At 66.3% G+C, this 18,224-nt stretch carries 22 protein-coding genes; 20 read left to right on the top strand and 2 right to left on the bottom strand.

Annotated features, from left to right (window positions below):
* Positions 1-879, bottom strand: coding sequence for a FliM/FliN family flagellar motor switch protein (locus tag KVP70_RS01920; protein ID WP_229224520.1), 879 nt, complete (start codon positions 877-879; stop codon positions 1-3).
* 593 nt (positions 880-1,472) lie between these two features.
* Between KVP70_RS01920 and fliE the strand changes: the two genes are divergently transcribed.
* The 17 genes from fliE to KVP70_RS02005 all read left to right on the top strand — a co-directional run bounded on the left by fliE (position 1,473) and on the right by KVP70_RS02005 (position 15,860).
* Positions 1,473-1,823, top strand: a complete 351-nt coding sequence (gene fliE, locus KVP70_RS01925; protein ID WP_217940307.1) for a flagellar hook-basal body complex protein FliE — start codon at positions 1,473-1,475, stop codon at positions 1,821-1,823.
* 33 nt (positions 1,824-1,856) lie between these two features.
* Positions 1,857-3,632 (top strand): flagellar basal-body MS-ring/collar protein FliF, encoded by a 1,776-nt coding sequence (fliF, locus tag KVP70_RS01930; protein ID WP_217940308.1) that lies wholly within the window; start codon positions 1,857-1,859, stop codon positions 3,630-3,632.
* Positions 3,616-4,659: a flagellar motor switch protein FliG gene (locus KVP70_RS01935; RefSeq protein ID WP_217940309.1), complete on the top strand. Its 1,044-nt coding sequence runs from the start codon at positions 3,616-3,618 to the stop codon at positions 4,657-4,659. Before fliF ends, KVP70_RS01935 begins: the two co-directional genes overlap by 17 nt.
* Positions 4,656-5,366 (top strand): flagellar assembly protein FliH, encoded by a 711-nt coding sequence (gene fliH, locus KVP70_RS01940; RefSeq protein WP_217940310.1) that lies wholly within the window; start codon positions 4,656-4,658, stop codon positions 5,364-5,366. Before KVP70_RS01935 ends, fliH begins: the two co-directional genes overlap by 4 nt.
* A complete protein-coding gene (gene fliI, locus KVP70_RS01945; RefSeq protein ID WP_217940311.1) occupies positions 5,363-6,673 on the top strand; it encodes a flagellar protein export ATPase FliI in 1,311 nt (436 codons plus the stop codon). The genes fliH and fliI overlap by 4 nt, the downstream gene beginning before the upstream one ends.
* Positions 6,670-7,101, top strand: coding sequence for a flagellar FliJ family protein (locus KVP70_RS01950; protein ID WP_116988558.1), 432 nt, complete (start codon positions 6,670-6,672; stop codon positions 7,099-7,101). The genes fliI and KVP70_RS01950 overlap by 4 nt, the downstream gene beginning before the upstream one ends.
* Positions 7,102-7,213: 112 nt before the next feature.
* A complete protein-coding gene (gene fliD / locus KVP70_RS01955; RefSeq protein WP_217940312.1) occupies positions 7,214-8,629 on the top strand; it encodes a flagellar filament capping protein FliD in 1,416 nt (471 codons plus the stop codon).
* A 32-nt stretch (positions 8,630-8,661) separates the two neighbouring features.
* Entirely contained in the window at positions 8,662-9,051 is a 390-nt protein-coding gene (fliS, locus tag KVP70_RS01960) for a flagellar export chaperone FliS (RefSeq protein WP_217940313.1), read from the top strand.
* A complete protein-coding gene (locus KVP70_RS01965; RefSeq protein WP_217940314.1) occupies positions 9,044-9,361 on the top strand; it encodes a hypothetical protein in 318 nt (105 codons plus the stop codon). Before fliS ends, KVP70_RS01965 begins: the two co-directional genes overlap by 8 nt.
* Positions 9,358-11,079, top strand: coding sequence for a flagellar hook-length control protein FliK (locus KVP70_RS34575; RefSeq protein WP_217940315.1), 1,722 nt, complete (start codon positions 9,358-9,360; stop codon positions 11,077-11,079). The genes KVP70_RS01965 and KVP70_RS34575 overlap by 4 nt, the downstream gene beginning before the upstream one ends.
* 7 nt (positions 11,080-11,086) lie before the next feature.
* Positions 11,087-11,569, top strand: coding sequence for a flagellar basal body-associated FliL family protein (locus tag KVP70_RS01975; protein WP_217940316.1), 483 nt, complete (start codon positions 11,087-11,089; stop codon positions 11,567-11,569).
* A 54-nt stretch (positions 11,570-11,623) separates the two neighbouring features.
* Positions 11,624-12,361 (top strand): FliA/WhiG family RNA polymerase sigma factor, encoded by a 738-nt coding sequence (locus KVP70_RS01980; protein WP_217940317.1) that lies wholly within the window; start codon positions 11,624-11,626, stop codon positions 12,359-12,361.
* 54 nt (positions 12,362-12,415) lie between these two features.
* Positions 12,416-13,336, top strand: a complete 921-nt coding sequence (gene motA, locus KVP70_RS01985; RefSeq protein WP_217940318.1) for a flagellar motor stator protein MotA — start codon at positions 12,416-12,418, stop codon at positions 13,334-13,336.
* Positions 13,320-14,342, top strand: coding sequence for a flagellar motor protein MotB (locus KVP70_RS01990; RefSeq protein ID WP_217940319.1), 1,023 nt, complete (start codon positions 13,320-13,322; stop codon positions 14,340-14,342). Before motA ends, KVP70_RS01990 begins: the two co-directional genes overlap by 17 nt.
* A 42-nt stretch (positions 14,343-14,384) precedes the next feature.
* A complete protein-coding gene (gene flgM / locus KVP70_RS01995; protein WP_217940320.1) occupies positions 14,385-14,660 on the top strand; it encodes a flagellar biosynthesis anti-sigma factor FlgM in 276 nt (91 codons plus the stop codon).
* A complete protein-coding gene (gene flgN / locus KVP70_RS02000; protein WP_262311676.1) occupies positions 14,657-15,109 on the top strand; it encodes a flagellar export chaperone FlgN in 453 nt (150 codons plus the stop codon). Before flgM ends, flgN begins: the two co-directional genes overlap by 4 nt.
* Positions 15,096-15,860 (top strand): glycoside hydrolase family 73 protein, encoded by a 765-nt coding sequence (locus KVP70_RS02005; protein WP_217940321.1) that lies wholly within the window; start codon positions 15,096-15,098, stop codon positions 15,858-15,860. The genes flgN and KVP70_RS02005 overlap by 14 nt, the downstream gene beginning before the upstream one ends.
* Here KVP70_RS02005 and flgA read toward each other — a convergent pair.
* Positions 15,841-16,554, bottom strand: coding sequence for a flagellar basal body P-ring formation chaperone FlgA (flgA, locus tag KVP70_RS02010; protein WP_229224522.1), 714 nt, complete (start codon positions 16,552-16,554; stop codon positions 15,841-15,843). The genes KVP70_RS02005 and flgA overlap by 20 nt on opposite strands.
* Before the next feature lie 173 nt (positions 16,555-16,727).
* On the opposite strand from flgA, the gene flgB reads away from it, so the two are divergent.
* Genes flgB through KVP70_RS02025 form a run of 3 tightly spaced genes read left to right on the top strand, consistent with a single transcriptional unit; the run spans position 16,728 to position 18,217 of the window.
* A complete protein-coding gene (gene flgB / locus KVP70_RS02015; RefSeq protein WP_217940322.1) occupies positions 16,728-17,090 on the top strand; it encodes a flagellar basal body rod protein FlgB in 363 nt (120 codons plus the stop codon).
* 14 nt (positions 17,091-17,104) lie between these two features.
* The gene (flgC, locus tag KVP70_RS02020; protein WP_020702651.1) at positions 17,105-17,527 is read left to right on the top strand and encodes a flagellar basal body rod protein FlgC; all 423 of its coding nucleotides are present in this window, start codon (positions 17,105-17,107) and stop codon (positions 17,525-17,527) included.
* A 3-nt stretch (positions 17,528-17,530) separates the two neighbouring features.
* A complete protein-coding gene (locus KVP70_RS02025) occupies positions 17,531-18,217 on the top strand; it encodes a flagellar hook capping FlgD N-terminal domain-containing protein (RefSeq protein ID WP_217940323.1) in 687 nt (228 codons plus the stop codon).
* Positions 18,218-18,224 lie beyond the last annotated feature (7 nt).

Genomic DNA, 18,224 nt, shown 5'->3' on the forward strand with positions numbered 1-18,224 from the left:
TTATTCGGCGTCTTCAAAAGAGGTTAAACAGAGTTTGCCTTTGTGTTCGGTGACGGCGGCGGTGAAGATGCGGGAATCTTCGAGCAGCACGTCCGCTCTGTTCAGGCTGATCGGGATCACGTCGCCGACCTGAAGGTCGTACAGGCTGCCCAGCGGCACTTCCTTGCTGGCCAGGCGGCCGACCAGGCCCACCTGCAGGCGCTGCACCAGCGGCGCGGCGGCCTTGGCCTTCTTGCCGGCGTCGCGGTCGCGCAACAGCCCGCGCAGCACGCTGGCCATCAGCGTCTTGTCGAGCGCGAACCAGTACTTGCCGGTGGCGCCGCTCTTGATGTCGGCCACGGTGACGGTGATGATCCAGCTGCCCTTGGGCGGGTGGGAGCCGGGGGCCGGCTTGAATTCGCTGTCGACCGCCTCCGCCTCGCCTTCGGCCGGGACCGGCTTGTCGAGCACCGGCAGGTTCAGTTCGATGCGGCCGGCCAGGGTGCCGGCCAACTGTTGCCCCAACACCACGGCGAGGCGCTCTTCGGTGGCGGTCACCTTGACCGTGTTCTCGTCCAGCGCGGCCGCGTCCGCCTTGCCGCTGCCGTAGCGGAAGTTCAACACACTGAGCAGCACCTTGCGTTCCAGCGAGAAGGCGATCTGGCCGGCCGGCGCGGCAAAGCTGAGCCAGCGGCCACGGATCTCGTGGCCTTCGAGCCGCTCGAACGCGACGTCCTCGACCTGGAAGCCGCCCCAGTAGCGGCGGTTCATATTCAGCCGCATCGACTGCGCCAGGTCGTCGCGCAGCTGCGCCGCAAACAAATGCAGCAGATGCACCGGCCGCCCCAGCAGGCATGGGTCCAGAACTTGAGGTGGCGCGGTCTGTTTTGTGGTTGTCATGTTTTCGCCATATCGGAAATTCTTAGCTACGCCTCCATCATCGCACTATCCAGCCAAAAACTGGTTACTTCCAGCGCACTATTTGGGGAATAAAACCTATCGTAACTTAAAGTCACGCGTCGTCGTTAGCACAGGATACATCAAAATTCACATTATTGCCATCCAACAATATTTGATGAAGTGATTCCCGGTGGCAAATAAGTCTTTACAAGAATATTGCTAGCCAGTAAGCTTAACCCGCTTCCCGTCGTCTGACGCTGCTCTGCAACACACTTGAATACATGGCGCTTAGTAAATGATTTATAACGATATTTGCCGCAAGAGAACAGTTTCCGGCAACCGGGAATTGCGCCAGCACCCCCACCCCCACGCCCGCACCACGGATGCCGCCACCCCAACGCGGACCCGGCGTTGAACACCATGCATACGCTGACTTTCTTACAAGACTGTGACATCGCCGTAACATCCGTCGCGAAGTGTGGCTTGATGGAGCACAGCGACTTACAGATAAACAACGTGGGGCTTGCTGCTTTCTGGCAATCTGGATATGGTAGACATGTGGGACTAACGTTGCATAAACGGGAGATAGCAAGATGAGTAACGGAATCTCGAACCTGATACAGGCCGACCTCGCGTCGCTCACCAACGCGGCGCAAAACCTGGCCCAGCAAAGCGTGGCGCCCGCCGCGCAATTTATCGCCGGCGCCGGCGACAGTCAGCCGGCCTTCTCCTTCGCGCAGTCGATGAAGGACGCGGTCCACAAGGTCAACGACGCCGACGCCAATGCCGCGCAGCAGATGTCCGACGTCGACGCCGGCAAGAGCGACGACCTGGTCGGCGCCATGCTGTCCAGCCAGGAAGCCAGCCTGTCCTTCTCGATGTTGATGCAAGTGCGCAACAAAGTGATGGGCGCCGTGGACGAGCTCATCAAATTGCCGCTGTAACAGCGTGCCCAGTTCAACGCGAAAGCCAACAACGTGATCAATTCCATCAAGTCCGCCTTCGAGCGCTGGCGCGCCAGCCCCGTCGCGCTGTCCATGCCGCCCAACCTGCTGAAGAACCTGTATCCATTGCTGCTGCTGGCGATCGGCGTGACGGCCATGGTGCTGATGTATCTGTGGAGCGACCAGTCCGGCTATAAACCGGTGTTCGGCGCGCGCGAAAAAGTCGCCGCGGCCGACATGATGACGGTGCTCGACGCCGACCACATCCCCTACCGCCTGCATCCGGAAAGCGGCCAGGTGCTGGTGCCGAACTCGATGCTGGGCAAGGTGCGCATGCTGCTGGCCGCCAAGGGCGTGACCGCGCAGCTGCCGGCCGGCCTCGAGCTGATGGATAAGAACGACCCGCTGGGCGTGTCGCAATTCGTGCAGGACGTGCGCTTCCGCCGCGGCCTGGAGGGCGAGCTGGCGCAATCGATCATGACCCTGGATGCGATCGCCCACGCGCGCGTGCACCTGTCGATCGCCAAGTCGACCTCGTTTGTGTCGTCGGACGGCGAGAAGTCGTCGGCCTCGGTGGTGGTGGCGCTCAAGCCCGGCCACACGCTGGCGCCGGAGGCGATCGCCGCCGTGGTGAACATGGTGTCGGGCAGCGTCGCCAGCCTCAGCCCGCAGCGCGTCAGCCTGGTCGACCAGACCGGCAACCTGCTGTCCTCCCACATCGACCTGGCCGACGGCTTCGACGCCGGCAGCGCCAGCAATGAAAACGGCAAGCGCTACCAGGACGAGGTCAAGGCCAATGTGCGCAACCTGCTGGGCCCGGTCATCGGCGACGACAATTTCCGCATGAGCGTGATGGCCGTGGTCGACAACGACAAGGTCGAGGAAACGGTCGAGAAATACGGCGCCGATCCGAAAGTGACCAGCGAAGCGATGCGCGAAGAGCTCGACCGCAACCGCGTGGCGCAAGGCGTGCCGGGCACCTTGTCGAACCGTCCGCCGCCGGCCAACGCCAATCCGGCCGACGCCGCCAAGCCGGCCGCCGCCAACGACCCCAACAATCCCGCCGACGGCACCGCGCGCAAGAACGCCACCACCCGCCAGTACGCCTACGACCGCAGCATCACCCAGACCAAGCGCAGCCGCGGCCGGCTTGAGAAGCTGAGCGTGGCCGTGGTGCTGGCGCAGGCCGCCTCACCCACGCCCAAGACCGGCTGGAGCGCCAACGAGATCGCCAACATCGACAAGATCCTGCGCAACGGCCTGGGCATCAACAGCGAGCGCGGCGACCAGCTGGTGGTGTCGGTCATGAACTTCCCGGCCAAGGCGGCGACCACGCCATGGTGGCAGGAACGCGACAACGTGGTCGACCTCAGCTCCTACGTGATGTACGGGGTCGGCATCATCCTCGGCTACCTGCTGCTGCTGCGTCCGCTGATGCGCCTGGCCACGGTGCGCTTCACCCCGCCGCCGCAGGAACTGGCGCGCATCGCCGCCGAACGCCGCGCCGCCGAACAGGCCGCCGTGGTGGCCGCCAAGGAAGCCAAGGAAGCTGCCGCCGCCGCGGCCGGCACGCCGGCGATCGCCGGGACCCACGCGCCGGGCACGCCGGGCGCGGCCCCTGCCCTGCCGGGCGCCGCCGCGCAGCCGGGCATGCCGGTGGTGCCGCTGTTGGAAAACTACGATCTGCCGCCGCCAGGCTCGGCGGTCGACGTCATGGTCGACCACCTGAAAGTACTGGCCGCCAAAGAACCGGAACGTGTCGCCGAAGTCGTCAAACAATGGATGCAGAAAAATGGCCGAACTCAATAACCCCCAGGACGAAGATTACGGCGACGCCGTCCGCAACGCCCAGCTGTCGCCGGTGGAGCAGGCCGCGATCGTGCTGCTGAGCATAGGTGAGGAGCCGGCCGCGGCCGTGCTGCGCTGCCTGTCGCGCGAGGAGTTGCTGGAAGTGACACAGGTGATGTCGCGCATGAGCGGCATCAAGGTCGAGTCCGTCAAGACCGCGATGCAGACCTTCTTCGACGACTACCGCCAGCAGTCCGGCGTGCACGGCGCCTCGCGCAGCTACCTGAAGCGCTCGCTGGACCTGGCGCTCGGCGGCGACCTCGCCAACACGGTGCTCAACAACATCTACGGCGACGAGCTGCGGCCCAAGATGGCGCGCCTGCAGTGGGCCTCGCCGAAGTGGCTGGCCGAATACATCTCCAACGAACACGTGCAGATGCAGGCGGTGTTCCTGGCCTTCCTGCCGGCCGCGCTGGCCGGCCAGATCATCGACGCGCTGCCGGCCGACGGCCGCGACCTGGTGCTGCTGAACCTGGCCCGCCTGGAGGAGATCGACCGCGACTTGCTCGTCGAGCTCGACGAGCTGGTGGTGCGCTGCCTGTCCTCCTTCGATTCGCAGAGCACCAGCGTGGAAGGCATACGCCAGGCCGCCGAGATCCTCAACCGCCTGCCGAGCAACCGCGCGCAGATGGTCGAGCTGCTGCGTGCGCACGACCCGGAAGTGGTGTCCAAGATCGAGCTGTCGATGTACGACTTCTTCATCCTCGGCAACCAGTCCGAGGTGGCGATCACCCGCATCATCGAGGAAGTGCCGCTGGAGCAATGGGCGATCGCGCTCAAGGGCGCCGAAGTGTCGATCCGCGACGCCATCCTCAAGACCATGCCGAAACGCCAGGCCCAGGCCTTCGAGGACATGATGCGCCGCGCCGGCCCGATGCCGCTGTCGCGCATCGAGCAAACCCGCCAGGAGATCATGGCCACCGTCAAGGCGCTGGCCGACGTCGGCGAAATCGAGATCCAGCTGTTCGCCGAGCAGGTGGTCGAATGAAGGCGTTCCGCGCTTACCGCTTTCCGCCGCTGGCGCAGTTCACCAACCTGGCGCACCAGCGCGCGGTGGCGCACAGCCACAGCCAGAGCGGCGACGGCGGCGCCCAGTGGGCCGCCTCGGTCAGCGAGGGCTTTGAACAGGGCCAGCGCGACGGCTACGAGATCGGCCTGGCGCGCGGCCAGGAAGACGGCTTCGAAGCGGGCCGCAGCTCGGGCCAGGAACAGGGCCGCGAGGAAGGCCGCCACGAAACCCTGGTGGCCTACGACCAGATGGCGCGCCCGGTCGACGCCATGCTCAAGAGCCTGAAAAAACTGCGCTCCGACTACCGCGCCGCCCAGCGCAAGGAAGTGGTCGACCTGGTGGCCAAGGTGGCGCGCCAGGTGATCCGCGCCGAACTGGCCTTGCAGCCGGTGCAGCTGATGGCCCTGGTCGAGGAAACGCTGGCGTCGATGCCGCCCACCCGCGAGGAAATCGACGTCTTCCTGAACCCGGAAGAACTCAAGCGCATCGCCGAGCTGGACCCGAAACGTTCCAAGCGCTGGAACCTGATCCCGGACGCCCGCCTGGAAGTGGGCGAGTGCCGCATCAAGGCTGGCGATAATGAAGTCGATGCCGGATGTCATCAACGTCTTGCGGCTGTCATGGAACAGGTCGATAATCAACTTCAAGCTGCCGACGGCGGCGATGAACCGGAGAGCGAAGAGTGATCGCTGACGCCTTACGCAATCTCGAACTGGGTTCCGTGCCCATGGCGACCCCGACCGGTCGCCTGGTGGGGGCGTCCGGTTTGCTGCTTGAGGCGGTGGGATGTCCCTTGCACACCGGCCAGCGTTGCCAGATTGAGACAGTCAACGGCGAGTGGCTGGACGCGCAGGTGGTCGGTTTCCGCGACAAGCTGTCGTTCCTGATGCCGTTCAAGAAGGCCATCGGCCTGACCACCGGCGCCCGCGTGCTGCCCTCCCCCGAAAAAGTGAGCCTGCAGATCGGTTCCGGCTGGCTGGGCCGCATGGTCAACGGCCTGGGCGAACCGATCGACGGCCTCGGCAAGCTGTCCGGCGACTTCCCGCTCGAACCGCTGCCGCCACGCATCCACCCCTTGAAGAAAAAGCCGGTCACCGAGGCGCTGGACGTGGGCGTGCGCGCCATCAACGCCATGCTGACCCTGGGCAAGGGCCAGCGGGTCGGCCTGATGGCCGGCTCCGGTGTCGGCAAGTCGGTGCTGCTGGGCCTGATGACCCGGCAGACCGTGGCCGACGTGGTGGTGGTCGGCCTGATCGGCGAGCGCTCGCGCGAGGTGCGCGAATTCGTCGACATGTCGCTCGGCAAGGAAGGCTTGTCGAAGGCGGTGCTGGTGATCGCCCCGGCCGACGAGAGCCCGCTGATGCGCATCATGGCCACCGAGCTGTGCCACTCGATCGCCGCCCACTACCGCGACCAGGGCAAGCACGTGCTGCTGCTGGTCGATTCGCTGACCCGCTACGCGATGGCGCTGCGCGAAGTGGCGCTGGCGCTGGGCGAGCCGCCGGCCACCAAGGGCTATCCGCCGTCGGTGTTCTCGGCGCTGCCGCAGCTGATCGAATCGGCCGGCAACGGCGAAAACCAGACCGGCAGCATGAGCGCGATCTACACCGTGCTGGCCGAGGGCGACGACCAGCAGGACCCGGTGGTCGACACCGCCCGCGCCGTGCTCGACGGCCACATCGTCATGACCCGCGAGCTGGCCGACCGCGGCCACTATCCGGCGATCGACATCGCATCGTCGATCAGCCGCTGCATGAGCCAGGTCATCACCCACGAGCACATGATGGCGGCCCGCGCACTGAAGGCCAGCATGGCGCGCCACGACCGCGTGCGCGACCTGATCCCGCTGGGCGCCTATGTGCCGGGCGCCGATCCGGTCACCGACAAGGCGGTGCAGCTGCATCCCCGGGTCGAGGATTTCCTGTGCCAGGGTACCAAGGAAGAGGCGCCCTTCGCGCCGTGCATCCACCAACTTGAAAAGCTGATGACATGAGCCACCACAACATCCGTAACCTGACCACGCTCGTGGCCCTGCGCAACACCGAGGTGGAGCGCCTGCAGACCGAGCTGGCGGAAAAGGAAAGTTTGCGTGAACGTTATCAAAAAAACCTGGAGCGCCTGACCGGGCTCTACACCAACAGCGGCCCCAGCGGCAATCTGCATCCCGCGCTGGCCGGCAACTGCGGCGACTACAAGCAGGCCGTGATGCAGATGGCCGACAGCCACCGGCTCGACCTGCACATGCACGAGGCCGACATGGCGCTGTCGCAACAGCAGCTCAACGCGGCCTGGGCCAAGCGCGAGGTGCTGGGCAAGGTGCTGGTCAAGCAGCAAAAGGTGGTGCTGGCCCAGCAAAATGTACAGGAACGCAAGCAACATGATGAATTGGCAACCCAACTCTGGATGCGCGGCCAAAAATAAACGCGGCGCGCCGCGCGGGGCGAAAAATTAGTTAAGAATATTTTCATAGGGAAACGATTAAGGTCGCCTTATATCAGGGTACACTTCAATCATCCTTCCAGGAGCAACGATCATGGCAGTCATCAGCAGTCCCGTCTACGACCCGCAAACCACGGCCGAGAAACTGGCGAACGCGTATGTCGCGCCGACCAAGGCCATCCTGGATAGCCGGGCCAGCAAGGCCACCGCCACCGTCAGCGCGCTGGGCACGCTGGGCAGCGCGCTGAGCGCCTTCCAGTCCGCGCTGCAGGCGCTGACCACCAGCACCAGCGGCGTGGCCGCCAACGCCGCCACCAGCAGCAACACCACGATCGCCACCGGCACCGCCACCGCCACCGCCGTGGCCGGCACCTACTCGTTCTACGTCGAGCAGCTGGCCACCGCCGGCCAGGTGTCGTACAACGTCAACGACAGCGTCGCCGCCGGCGCCGGCTCGCTGAAGGTGATGCTGGCCGACGGCTCCAACTTCCAGATCGACCTGGCCACCGCCGACAGCAATATGGACGGCAGTCTGTCGGCCAAGGAAATCGCCGCCGCGATCAACGTCGCCGCCAGCAATAATTCGCGCGTCACCGCCTCCACCCTGACCATCAACGGCCAGCCCAAGCTGGTGCTCAGTTCCACCCAGACCGGCGCCGCCAACGCGGTGGCCTCGCTCGACGTCAGCGGCCTGGGCGATGCAGCCCTGCAGTCGGACCTGTCGACCCAAAAGGTCGAGACGATCGCCAACGACGCGATTGTCTGGATGGGCGACCAGAACACCGGCACCAAGGTCACCCAGGCCTCCAACACCTTCAGCACCATCGACAACGTCAAGTTCACCGTCAAGCAGGCGCAGCTGGCCGGCGCCACGCCGGTGCAGCTGACCGTGGGCCCCGACAGCAGCGCCACCACCGCCAACGTGCAGAGCTTTGTCGACGCCTACAACAAGCTGCTGGCCGTGTTCAAGACCGTGACCGCGCCGGGCAACCACGCCGCCACCTCGACCACCGACAGCACGCCGCAGTCGCCCGACGCCGCGCTGTACAACGATTCCGGCGTGGCCGCGCTGCGCGCCACGCTGGGCGCCACGCTGCGCAACGCCACCGGCGGCCGCTCGCTGATCAGCTTTGGCATCACCGCCGCGCGCGACGGCACCTTGACCCTGGACAGCACCCGGCTGCAGAAAACCATCGCCGCCGACCCCGGCAAGATCGACAGCCTGTTCGGCCGCGCCGGCCTGGGCGTCGACAGCGGCGTGCTGGGCTCGATGAACAAGCTGGTCACCACCTGGACCAATTCCGCCACCGGCCTGATCGGCGGGCGCAAGACCGCCATCACCCGCGTGCAGGACGATATCGCCAAGCGCCAGGTCGCCGTGCAAAACCAGTTCGACAACGCCTACAAACGCTATCTGGCGCAGTTCAGCGCGCTCCAGCAGCTGCAGTCGTCGATGACCAGCACCTCGAATATGTTCACGGCGATGTTCTCCTCCAGCAGCGACAATTAAGTTAACGAATCACAACCAGTACGGTGAACACCATGTTGAACCACGAAGCTTACAGCAGTTATCACTCCACCAATCTGGACGCCCAGGTCACCCGGGCGTCGCCGATCGAGCTGGTGCTGGTGCTGACCGACGGCTTGCTCGAAGAGCTGGCGCGCGCGCGCGGCCACATCGTCGGCAAGCGCTACGAGCTCAAGGCCAACAGCCTGAACAAGTGCACCGACATCATCAACGGCCTGGCCAGTTCGCTCGACTTCGAGCACGGCGGCGAAGTGGTGGAAAACCTCGGCCGCCTGTACGACTACTGCGCCGGCCGCCTGTACACCGCCGGCGTCAGCCTGGACCCGACCATCATCGACGAAGTGACGACCTTGCTGACCACCATCAAAAAGGGCTGGCTGGGCGTACAGGCCAAAAATGGATAGGCAACGCACGCTGCTGCAAATGGCGCAAAAGATGCGCGCCGCCATCGCTGCCGGGGACTGGAAGATGCTGGCGGCGATGAACACCCTGATGGCCACCGCCTTGCCGCAGATGGCGGCCCAGGGCGCATGGAGCGGCAGCGAACGGGCCGCCCTGTCGGCCCTGCGTCAGGTACATGAAGAAGCAGTACGCGCATGCAACGCCGCCACCGAGGACCTGGCGCGGCGGCTGCATGAAATGCAAGCCAACAAAGAAGGCTGGCTGGCCTATGCGCTAGACAGCGAACAGTTAGAAACCGGAATCCAAGCATGACCATGACCACCTCCAGCGCTACCGCCGCGGCCAAAGCCGCGAAAGCCGAACTGACCGCGCCGATCGCCGCCAACCATGGCGGCCGCGACAGCATGCCGACGCCAGCGCCCAGTCATAACGCCGCCTACAACGGCGGCCGGGTTCCGCCCAAGGCCGCGCCGCTGACCGGCAACAACAAGCCTCAGCAGGCCAGCAACCAGCCCAAGCCGACGCCGGCCAAGCCCAGCCCGGCGCCCCGCGGCGCCACGCCGGCCAGCCAGAACGACCCGGTCAGCTATCCGGGCCGCGACCAGGCCGAGCCGGCCACCGATGAAACCCAGTCCGGCGCGCCGCTGTTCGCCCAGCTGCTGCAACTGGCCGACCCGCTGGTGCTCGGCCAGCAAAGCGGCGAGACCGACAGCGGCGCCGACGGTGCCGCCGACGCCGACGCCGACGCCGCCAGCGCCGCCGCCACGACCGTCACCGCCGCCAACGCCAACGCCGCCACGCTGGTGCCGGCCATGTTCAGCGCGCTGCAGGCCAGCGCCGCGCCGCCAGCCGCGCCGGTCGCGGGCGCCGACAGCGCCGCCCCGCTGCGCACCGACGCCGTCGGCGCCACCTCTACGCTCAACAGCGCCGTCACCCGCCTGAACCTGTCGGCCGCCAGCGTGGCCGTCACCGCCGCCCCGGCCACGACGCCGGCCCCGGCCCCGCTGCCGACCGCCGCGGCCGCGCGCGACGAGGGCGCCGCCCCCGCCCCCGCTGCCTCCGCCGCCGCCGCGCCAGCCCCGGTTGCGGTCAGCGCGATCCCGGCCGGCACGCCGCAAACCATCTATGCAATGGCCAACAGCGCCGCGCTTGGCGCGCAGGTCCAGCAAGCCTGGTCGGATGCGCCGGCCTCGGCCCCGCTGCCGGCCCCGGCCAGCGCGGCGCCGCTCGCCACGCCGCAAAACCTTTACGCCATGGCCAACAACGCCGCGCTCGGCGCGCAAGCCCAGCAGAGCCTGTCGGATGCGCCGGTCCCGGCCGCCAGCCCCGCGCCGGCCGCCGCCAGCGCCGCGCCGGCCCCGCTCGCCGCCCCCTTGCCGGCCGCCGTCGGCGCCGCCTTCACGCCGGCGCTGCCGCGCGTGGCGCCGCGCGGCGCCGAAGCCGCCGCCACCGACACGCCCGAGCCCGGCAACGCGACCACCGCCGTGGCCGCCACCGCCAAGGACGACGGCATGCCCCGCAGCAGCGCGCCAGCGCCGGCGCCGGTCGGCGGCAGCGTCAGCTTCAACCAGAACACCCAGGCCGCCACGCCGGCCGCCGCCGCCGTGGTCAAGCTGGCCGGCGCGCCGGACCAGTGGCAGCAGCCGCTGCGCGAGGCGCTGGGCGACCGCCTGCAAGTACAGCTGCAACGCAATAACGACCACGCCGTGATCCGCCTGGAACCGCCGAACATGGGCAGCATCGAGATCTCGATCCGCCACAGCGCCGGCTCGCTGCAGGTGAACCTGAGCGCCAACCACAGCGAAGTGCTGCGCCAGCTCAACACCATCGGCGACAGCGTGCGCCAGGACTTGTCGACCCGCCAGTTCGCCGACGTCTCGGTGACGGTGTCGTCGTCGCGCGCCCAGGCCCAGGCCGACAGCGGCGGACGCAACGGCCAGCAGCGCGAGCAGGAAGAAGGCCGCACGCCGGGCCGCGCCCTGTCGGACGACGACACCACCACCTTTGCCATGACGTCCGAGCGGGAGTAATCAGTAGATGAAGAACATGAAAATGATCATAGCGTTGGTGCTGGTGGCCGTGGTCGGCGCAGCAGTGGCCGGCGGCGCAGTCTGGTACATGTCCAAGGGCAAGGATGAGCCGGCGGCCGAGGGCAAGCCGGCCAAGGCCGCGCCCAAGAAGGAAGTCAAGGACGACAAGTCGGCGCCGAAGTACCTGACGGTGGATAAAGTGGTCATCATGCTCAAGCGCCAGCCGGGCGACACGCTGAGCCATTACATGTCGGCCGACCTGGTGATCACCACCACCGAGAAGAAAGAGAAGGAAGCCAAGGAACAATTGCCGATGTTGCGCAGCGTGGCGGTGCGCACGCTGTCCAACCTGCCGATGGCCACCGCGCAAGTGATGACCATCGACCAGTTCGCAGCCGAACTGAACAAGGCTTTCGAGGCCACCTACGAGCACGAGGGCCGGGAAAAGCCGTTTTCCGAAGTCATGATTGGCAAGCTCATCATTGAGTAGGCTGCAACCGGCATGACAAGCATGAAGACGAGTGGTGCGACCAGTGGAGCGGGCATGGCCTATATAGAGCAATATGCGGACGCTTACGCCGAAAGTTATGGCGCAGCCGGCGGCACGCCGGCGGCGCACGGCGTGGCCGACGAGCAAAAACACCTGCTGTCGTACGCGCCCCTGGTCAAGCGCATCGTACGCCAGCTCAATTCGCAGATCGCCGGCGCCATCGACCGCGACGACATGGAGCAGATCGGCCTGATGGGTCTGCTCGAAGCGCTGCGCCGCTACGGCGAACCCGACGGCGCCTTCGGCAGCTACGCCAGCCTGCGGGTGCGCGGCGCCATCCTCGACGAACTGCGGCGCCAGGACTGGCGCCCGCGCGCGGTGCGCCAGCAAAGCCACAAGCTGCGCGACGGCGTGCGCGCCCTGACCCGCAGCCTGGGGCACGAACCGAGCGAACAGGAAATCATGAGCGCGCTGAACCTGAGCTCGGAAGCCTACCAGGCCTACCAGATGGACGAGAACGCCGAGCTGATCGCCAGCTTCGACGAAGTGCTGCAGGAAAGCGTCAGCAACGACAGCGCCCCCAGCCCGGAAGACCAGCTGATGATACGGCGCAGCCTGGAACAGGCGCTGCGCGGGCTCGACGAGCGCGAGCAACGGGTGGTGCAAATGTATTACGAATTCGAGCTCAGCTACAAAGAAATCGCCGCCGTGCTGGACTTGACCGACGCCCGCGTCTGTCAGCTCAACAAGGCGGCGCTGGGCAAGATGAAGGCAGTATTGCAAAGCGCCTGATCCAGAGCGGGCGCAGGGCAAGATTAGAAAAATGACGCGGAAAGGCGAATCATCATGCAGCAAATAGTCGGCATACTCATAGTTTTAGGCAGCGTCTTCGGTGGCTTCTTCATGATGGGGGGCGCCTTCCATCAGATCTGGCAGCCGATCGAGCTGATCGTCATTGCCGGCGCCGGTCTCGGCGCGCTGGTGATCGGCAATCCGTCGCATGTGCTCAAGGAGACCATGACGCAGATCAAGAAGATCGTGTTCCGCAAAAAATACGACTCCGAATTCCAGCGCCAGTTGCTGCTGCTGATGTACGAACTGCTGCAACTGGCGGCCGGCGGCCTGAAGGCGCTCGACGCCCACGTCGAAGCGCCCAAGGACAGCCCGCTGTTCCAGCGCTACCCGCGGGTGCTGGAAGAACCCAAGCTGCTCGCCTTCATCGTCGACAACTTCCGCCTGATGGCGATGGGCAAGATCAACTCGCACGAGCTGGAAGGCGTGCTGGAGCAGGAACTGGAAGCCATCCACGAGGAACTGAACCAGCCGGCCAAGTCGCTGGCCAAGATCGGCGAAGCGATGCCGGGCTTCGGCATTCTGGCCGCCGTGCTGGGCATCGTGATCACCATGAACACCGTCAGCGAAGGCGCGACCTCGGGCGAGATCGCCGAGCACGTCGGCGCCGCCATGGTCGGCACCTTCATCGGCATCTTCTTCTGCTACGGCATCCTGGACCCGATCTCCAACATGATGAAGCAGCTGGTCAACCAGGAGGCGTCGAACAAGGAATGCGTCAAGGTGGTGCTGGTGACCCACGTGGCCGGCAAGCCGCCGCTGCTGGCGATCGACGCCGGCCGCCGCCTGGTGCCGCTCAACATCAAGCCGAGCTTCGCCCAGCTGGAACGCTGGATCAACGACCTCGAGGGACGCGACAGCGCCCCGGCCGAAGACAGCTCGCGCAGAGGAGGCCGCGGTGCTAAAGTCGCATGACAAGGGCCATGAGCAAACCATCGTCAAGCGCGGCGGTGGCAAGCACAAGCACGAGGACCACGGCGGCGCCTGGAAGGTGGCGTTCGCCGACTTCTGCCTGGCGCTGATGTGTTTGTTCCTGGTGCTGTGGCTGATGGCGGCGCGTAACTTCGAATCGCTGGAGCAGATCCTGACCGAGGCCGACGGCGCCAAGACCGACCAGGGCAAGGGCGTCATGCCCGAGCAGGTGGGCGGCCCGCGCGGCAGCCTGATCGACCGTTTCCCGATGCCCCACACCGGCAGCACCGAGGAGCCGGGCGACGCCAAGGCCAAGGGCGAGGCCCACACCAAGGTCACCGGCGAGTCGCAGCCCATGGTCGAGCCGGCCAAGGTCAAGTACGACAGCCCGAGCGACCTGGCGGCGCTGTCCAAGGCGCTGACCAAGATGAGCGCCGAGGCCGGCCTGACCAGCAACCTGGAATCGGTGATCACCCCCTACGGCCTGCGCGTGATGCTGCACGACACCGACCGCCAGGGCATGTTCGTGCGCGGTTCGGCTGTGCCGACCGACAAGTTCCGCGCCCTGCTGCGCAAGATGGGGCCGCTGTTCCGGCAGATGGAAAACCAGATGCTGATCGTCGGCCACACCGATTCGCTGCAATACGCCGACCGCAGCTACGCCGCCTTCTCCAACTGGACCTTGTCGGCCAACCGCGCGATGTCGGCCCGCTCGCAGCTGCTGGCCGGCACCATGAACCCGGAATCGGTGCTGCAGGTGGTCGGCATGGCCGACCGCGCGCCGCTCGACACCAAGCGCGCCGACGCCGGCGTCAACCGCCGCATCGAGTTGCTGATTTTAACCACGGCCCAGGCCAAGTCGATCGCCACCATGTTCGGCATGCCGGAAAGCAGCAGCGCGCTGACCCAGGATGTCGACACCGCCTTACCGGACGCCACCCTGCTGGAAAAACTGCGCGCCAAGCTCGGCGGCGACAGCCCGGTGCGCGACCCGCGCCACAAGAAATAAGACGCACACCGTATGGAAACCAAGCCAAGCAGAGGCACACGTATGAGAATCTCGACAGGAAGTCCGGACGGCGTCGCCGTCCAGCGGGTGGCGGAAGCGGCCGCGGCGGAAGCGGCCGAGGCCGTCGCCGCGCCGGCGCCGCAGGCGCCCCTGCAATCGGCGGTGCTGCAGCCGGCCTTGCAGGCGATGCGCGAGATGCCGGAAATCGACCAGGAAAAAGTCGACATGCTGCGCGACGCGCTGGCCAAGGGCGAGCTGCCGTTCGACGCCGCCAAGCTGGCCGGCCTGGTACAGCGCTTCCACGGGAGCGAGAAGTGAGCACCTTGAACCCGGCCGGCGCCGCGCCGGCCACCCGCCAGGACGCCATGCGCCTGCTGCTGGCCGGCATCGCCGACGATCTGCTGGCCTATCGCGACTTGCGCGGCCTGCTGGAACAGCAATTCGACGCCGCCGTGCGCCACCAGGGCCCGCAGCTGGCCGCCGTGGCCGAGGCGATTTCCACCGTGGTCGACGAGATGCAGGAGCGCCGCACGCAGCGCGTGGCGCTGGTACAACGTTTATTGGGACCAACATCGACCATGTCGCAGGCATTTGCCTTGCTGAAAAATGCGGCACGGGAGAGAATGGAAGCTGACTGGGCCACCCTGGAACAGATGGTGATCGAATGCAAACGTCTGGGCAAGCGCAATAGCGACTTGCTGGTAGAACAGTACAGCATCATGCAGCGCGTGCTGCATGGCGAGGAGCAGATTTATGCACCAGCTTGACCGGATGCAATCGACCGCACCGACCGCAGCAACCGTCTCGAACATGAGCGCCAGCCGCCCCGCCGCGGCGCTGGGCGGCGTTGCGTCGTCCGGCGGCTTCGCCGCCACCTTCCAGCAAGTCCAGCACGACGTCAGCGCCTTCATCGCGCAGGGCGGCGGTTTCAGCGCCCCGCCCGCTTCCACCGCGGCCAGCACGCCGGCCATGAACCTGCAAGCCATGGCGCTGCGCCACCAGGGCGCCGGCGCGATCGACGGCGGCGCCGACACCGACCTGCTGCAGCAATTCCTGGCCTCGATCAAGCCCTGGGCCGAAGAAACCGCGGGCAAGCTGGGCGTATCGCCCGACGTGGTGGCCGCGCACGCGGCGCTGGAGTCGGGCTGGGGCCGCAATCCGCTGCGCCAGGGCGGCGCCGACAGCAACAACCTGTTCGGCCTGAAGGCCGGCGGCGGCTGGCAAGGCGCGGTCGCGGCCGCCAGCACCACGGAATTCGAACACGGCGCCATGCTGAAGAAGGTGGAACGCTTCCGCAGCTATCCGGACACCGCCAGCGCCTTCCGCGACTACGCGGACATGCTCACCACCAATCCGCGCTACCAGGGCGCGCTCAACACCGGCAACGACGCCCGCGCCTTCGCCCAAGGCTTGGCGCGAGGCGGCTATGCCACCGACCCCAACTACGCTGACAAACTCAGCAAACTGGCCGCGCAGTTGCAACGCAGCGCCAGCACCTTCACTGCGTCGGGGAATTAGTGGACCCGGGCATATCGACAGGTTCCACCGTCGCCGCGCCCGTCACCCTGGCACGGATCACGGTGCCGTTGGCGTTGCGCACCCGCACCAGGGTGCCGCGGGCGCCGCTGTCGAGCGCCTCGCCCGCCATGCTGACCTCGATCTGCTCGCGCCTGGCCACGATGCGCACCGCGTCGTTGCGCTTGACCAGGATCGGCGCGGCCAGCAAGGCCATGCGCAACACCTCGCCGCTGCGCAGCGTGCGGCGGGCGCTCAAGCCCACCACCTCCTGCGGATCGGACACACTGTCGGCCAGGCCGGAGATGTCGTGGCGCTCCAGCAACACGTCGTCGTCGGTCAATACTTTCCCCGATGGCACATCGATTGCCAACACGGCAATCCGCGCCGAGATCTGCGCGCGCACCACGAACTCGTATCGCCAGCCTTCGGCGCCGGCGCAGACGGCGGCGAAACGCATGCGGCTGGGCAGGCGCGTATCGAGCGCTTCGACCGTCACAGCCTGTCTGCATGCGGCCAGCGGCCGGCTGCCGCGCACCACGTTCAATTCAAATTTCGGTTCCACCAGACCGCTGCTGTCGGCCCAGCGCTGCACGTGGGCGCGCGCGGCCGCCTCCACCGCCAGCGGCACCTGTTCGGCGGCGGTCGGGCCGGGGGCGGAAACCGCCGCAGAAAATGGAGTGCAAAACAGCAACATTGCACTCAAAGCGGTTACAATACTTTTGTTGAACATGGGCAATACCTCTACTATGATGCCGGGAGCCGGAACGTCTCGGGCGCATGCCGCGCCAGAGCGTCATTCTACCCCGGCGCCCGCGGTTTTCACTCATGCAACATCGTTTTACAGCAATGCTTATACAGGGGAAGAACATGGCGATTAATTTCAAAGACGCAGTGGGCCTGCATGCCGACGCGCTGCATCTGCGGGCCGAGCGCACCCGCATCCTGGCCTCCAACATCGCCAATGAAAACACGCCCGGCTTCCAGGCGCGCGACATGGACTTCGGCGCCACCCTGGCCAACGCCCAGGCCGAGGCCAGCGGCGACATCGGCGGCGACGAGGACAGCGCCATGATGTACCGCGTGCCCTTCCACCCCACCCGCGACGGCAACACGGTCGAGATCGGCGTCGAGCAGGCGGCGTTCTCGCAGAACGCCTCCGACTTCCAGACCAGCCTGACCTTCGTCAACATGAGCCTCAAGGGCCTGGCCAAAGCCATCAACGGCCAATAACAAGGAGCGCCGCCATGTCGTTCAAGAATATTTCAGAGATCGCCGGTTCGGCGATGGCCGCCCAGTCGGTGCGCCTCAATACCATCGCCAGCAACCTGGCCAACGCCGATTCCGTGGCCGGCACCGAAGCGGACACCTACCGCGCCCGCAAGCCGGTGTTCGCCGCCGTCATGGGCGACAGCATCGGCGACATCGGCAGCGCCGGCGGCAAGGTGCAGGTGCTCGACGTGGTCGAATCGAGCGAGCCGCTGCGCAAGGTCTACGAACCGGGCCACCCGATGGCCAACGCCGACGGCATGGTGTTCTACCCCAACGTCAACCAGGTGGCCGAGATGACCGACATGATGTCGGCCTCGCGCGCCTTCGAGACCAATGTCGAAGTACTGGGCCGCATCCGCACGATGCAGCAATCCCTCCTCAAACTCGGTGAAGGTTAAGCCATGACAGTCAGTCTCCTCAACAACGGCGGCAGCGGCGCCGCCGCCGGCACCGGCAACAACATCACCGGCAACAGCGCCAGCGCGACCTCGGACATGTTCACCAAGCTGCTGGTGGCGCAGATCAAGAACCAGGACCCGCTGTCGCCCACCGATCCGGCCCAGTTCGTCCAGCAACTGACCCAGCTGTCGCAGACCGAATCGCTGCAGAACCTGTCGAGCCTGACCAGTTCCAACGCCAGCGTGCTGCAAAGCATGCAGGTGCTGGCCCTGGGCGCCCAGGTCGGCTCCGACGTCATGGCCGAGACCGGCACACTGAACACCGACGGCGCCACCAAGGTCAAGGCCCAGATGACCTTGGCCGCGACCAGCACCGCCACCCGCGTGGTGCTGACCGGCTCGGACGGCGCCAAGCACACCGTCAACCTCGGCACGACCGCGGCCGGCACGGTGCCGTTCGCCATCGACCCGGCCGCGCTGGGCCTGCCCGCCGGCAGCTACAGCATGACGGTCGAGACCAGCACCAAGGAAAACCCGCCGATCGACCTGCAGGGCCGCCTCAACAGCGTACGCCTGGCCGCCAGCGGCAGCGTGGTCCTCAATGTCGGCAACATCGGCGAAGTCGCGCCGACCGCCATCACCGCTTTCAACGGTAAATCCACCGCTTCCGCCACTCAATCTAGTCTCTAAGAAAGGA

It is taken from the genome of Duganella violaceipulchra (genome assembly GCF_019166075.1).
Classification (GTDB): Bacteria; Pseudomonadota; Gammaproteobacteria; order Burkholderiales; family Burkholderiaceae_D; genus Rugamonas; species Rugamonas violaceipulchra.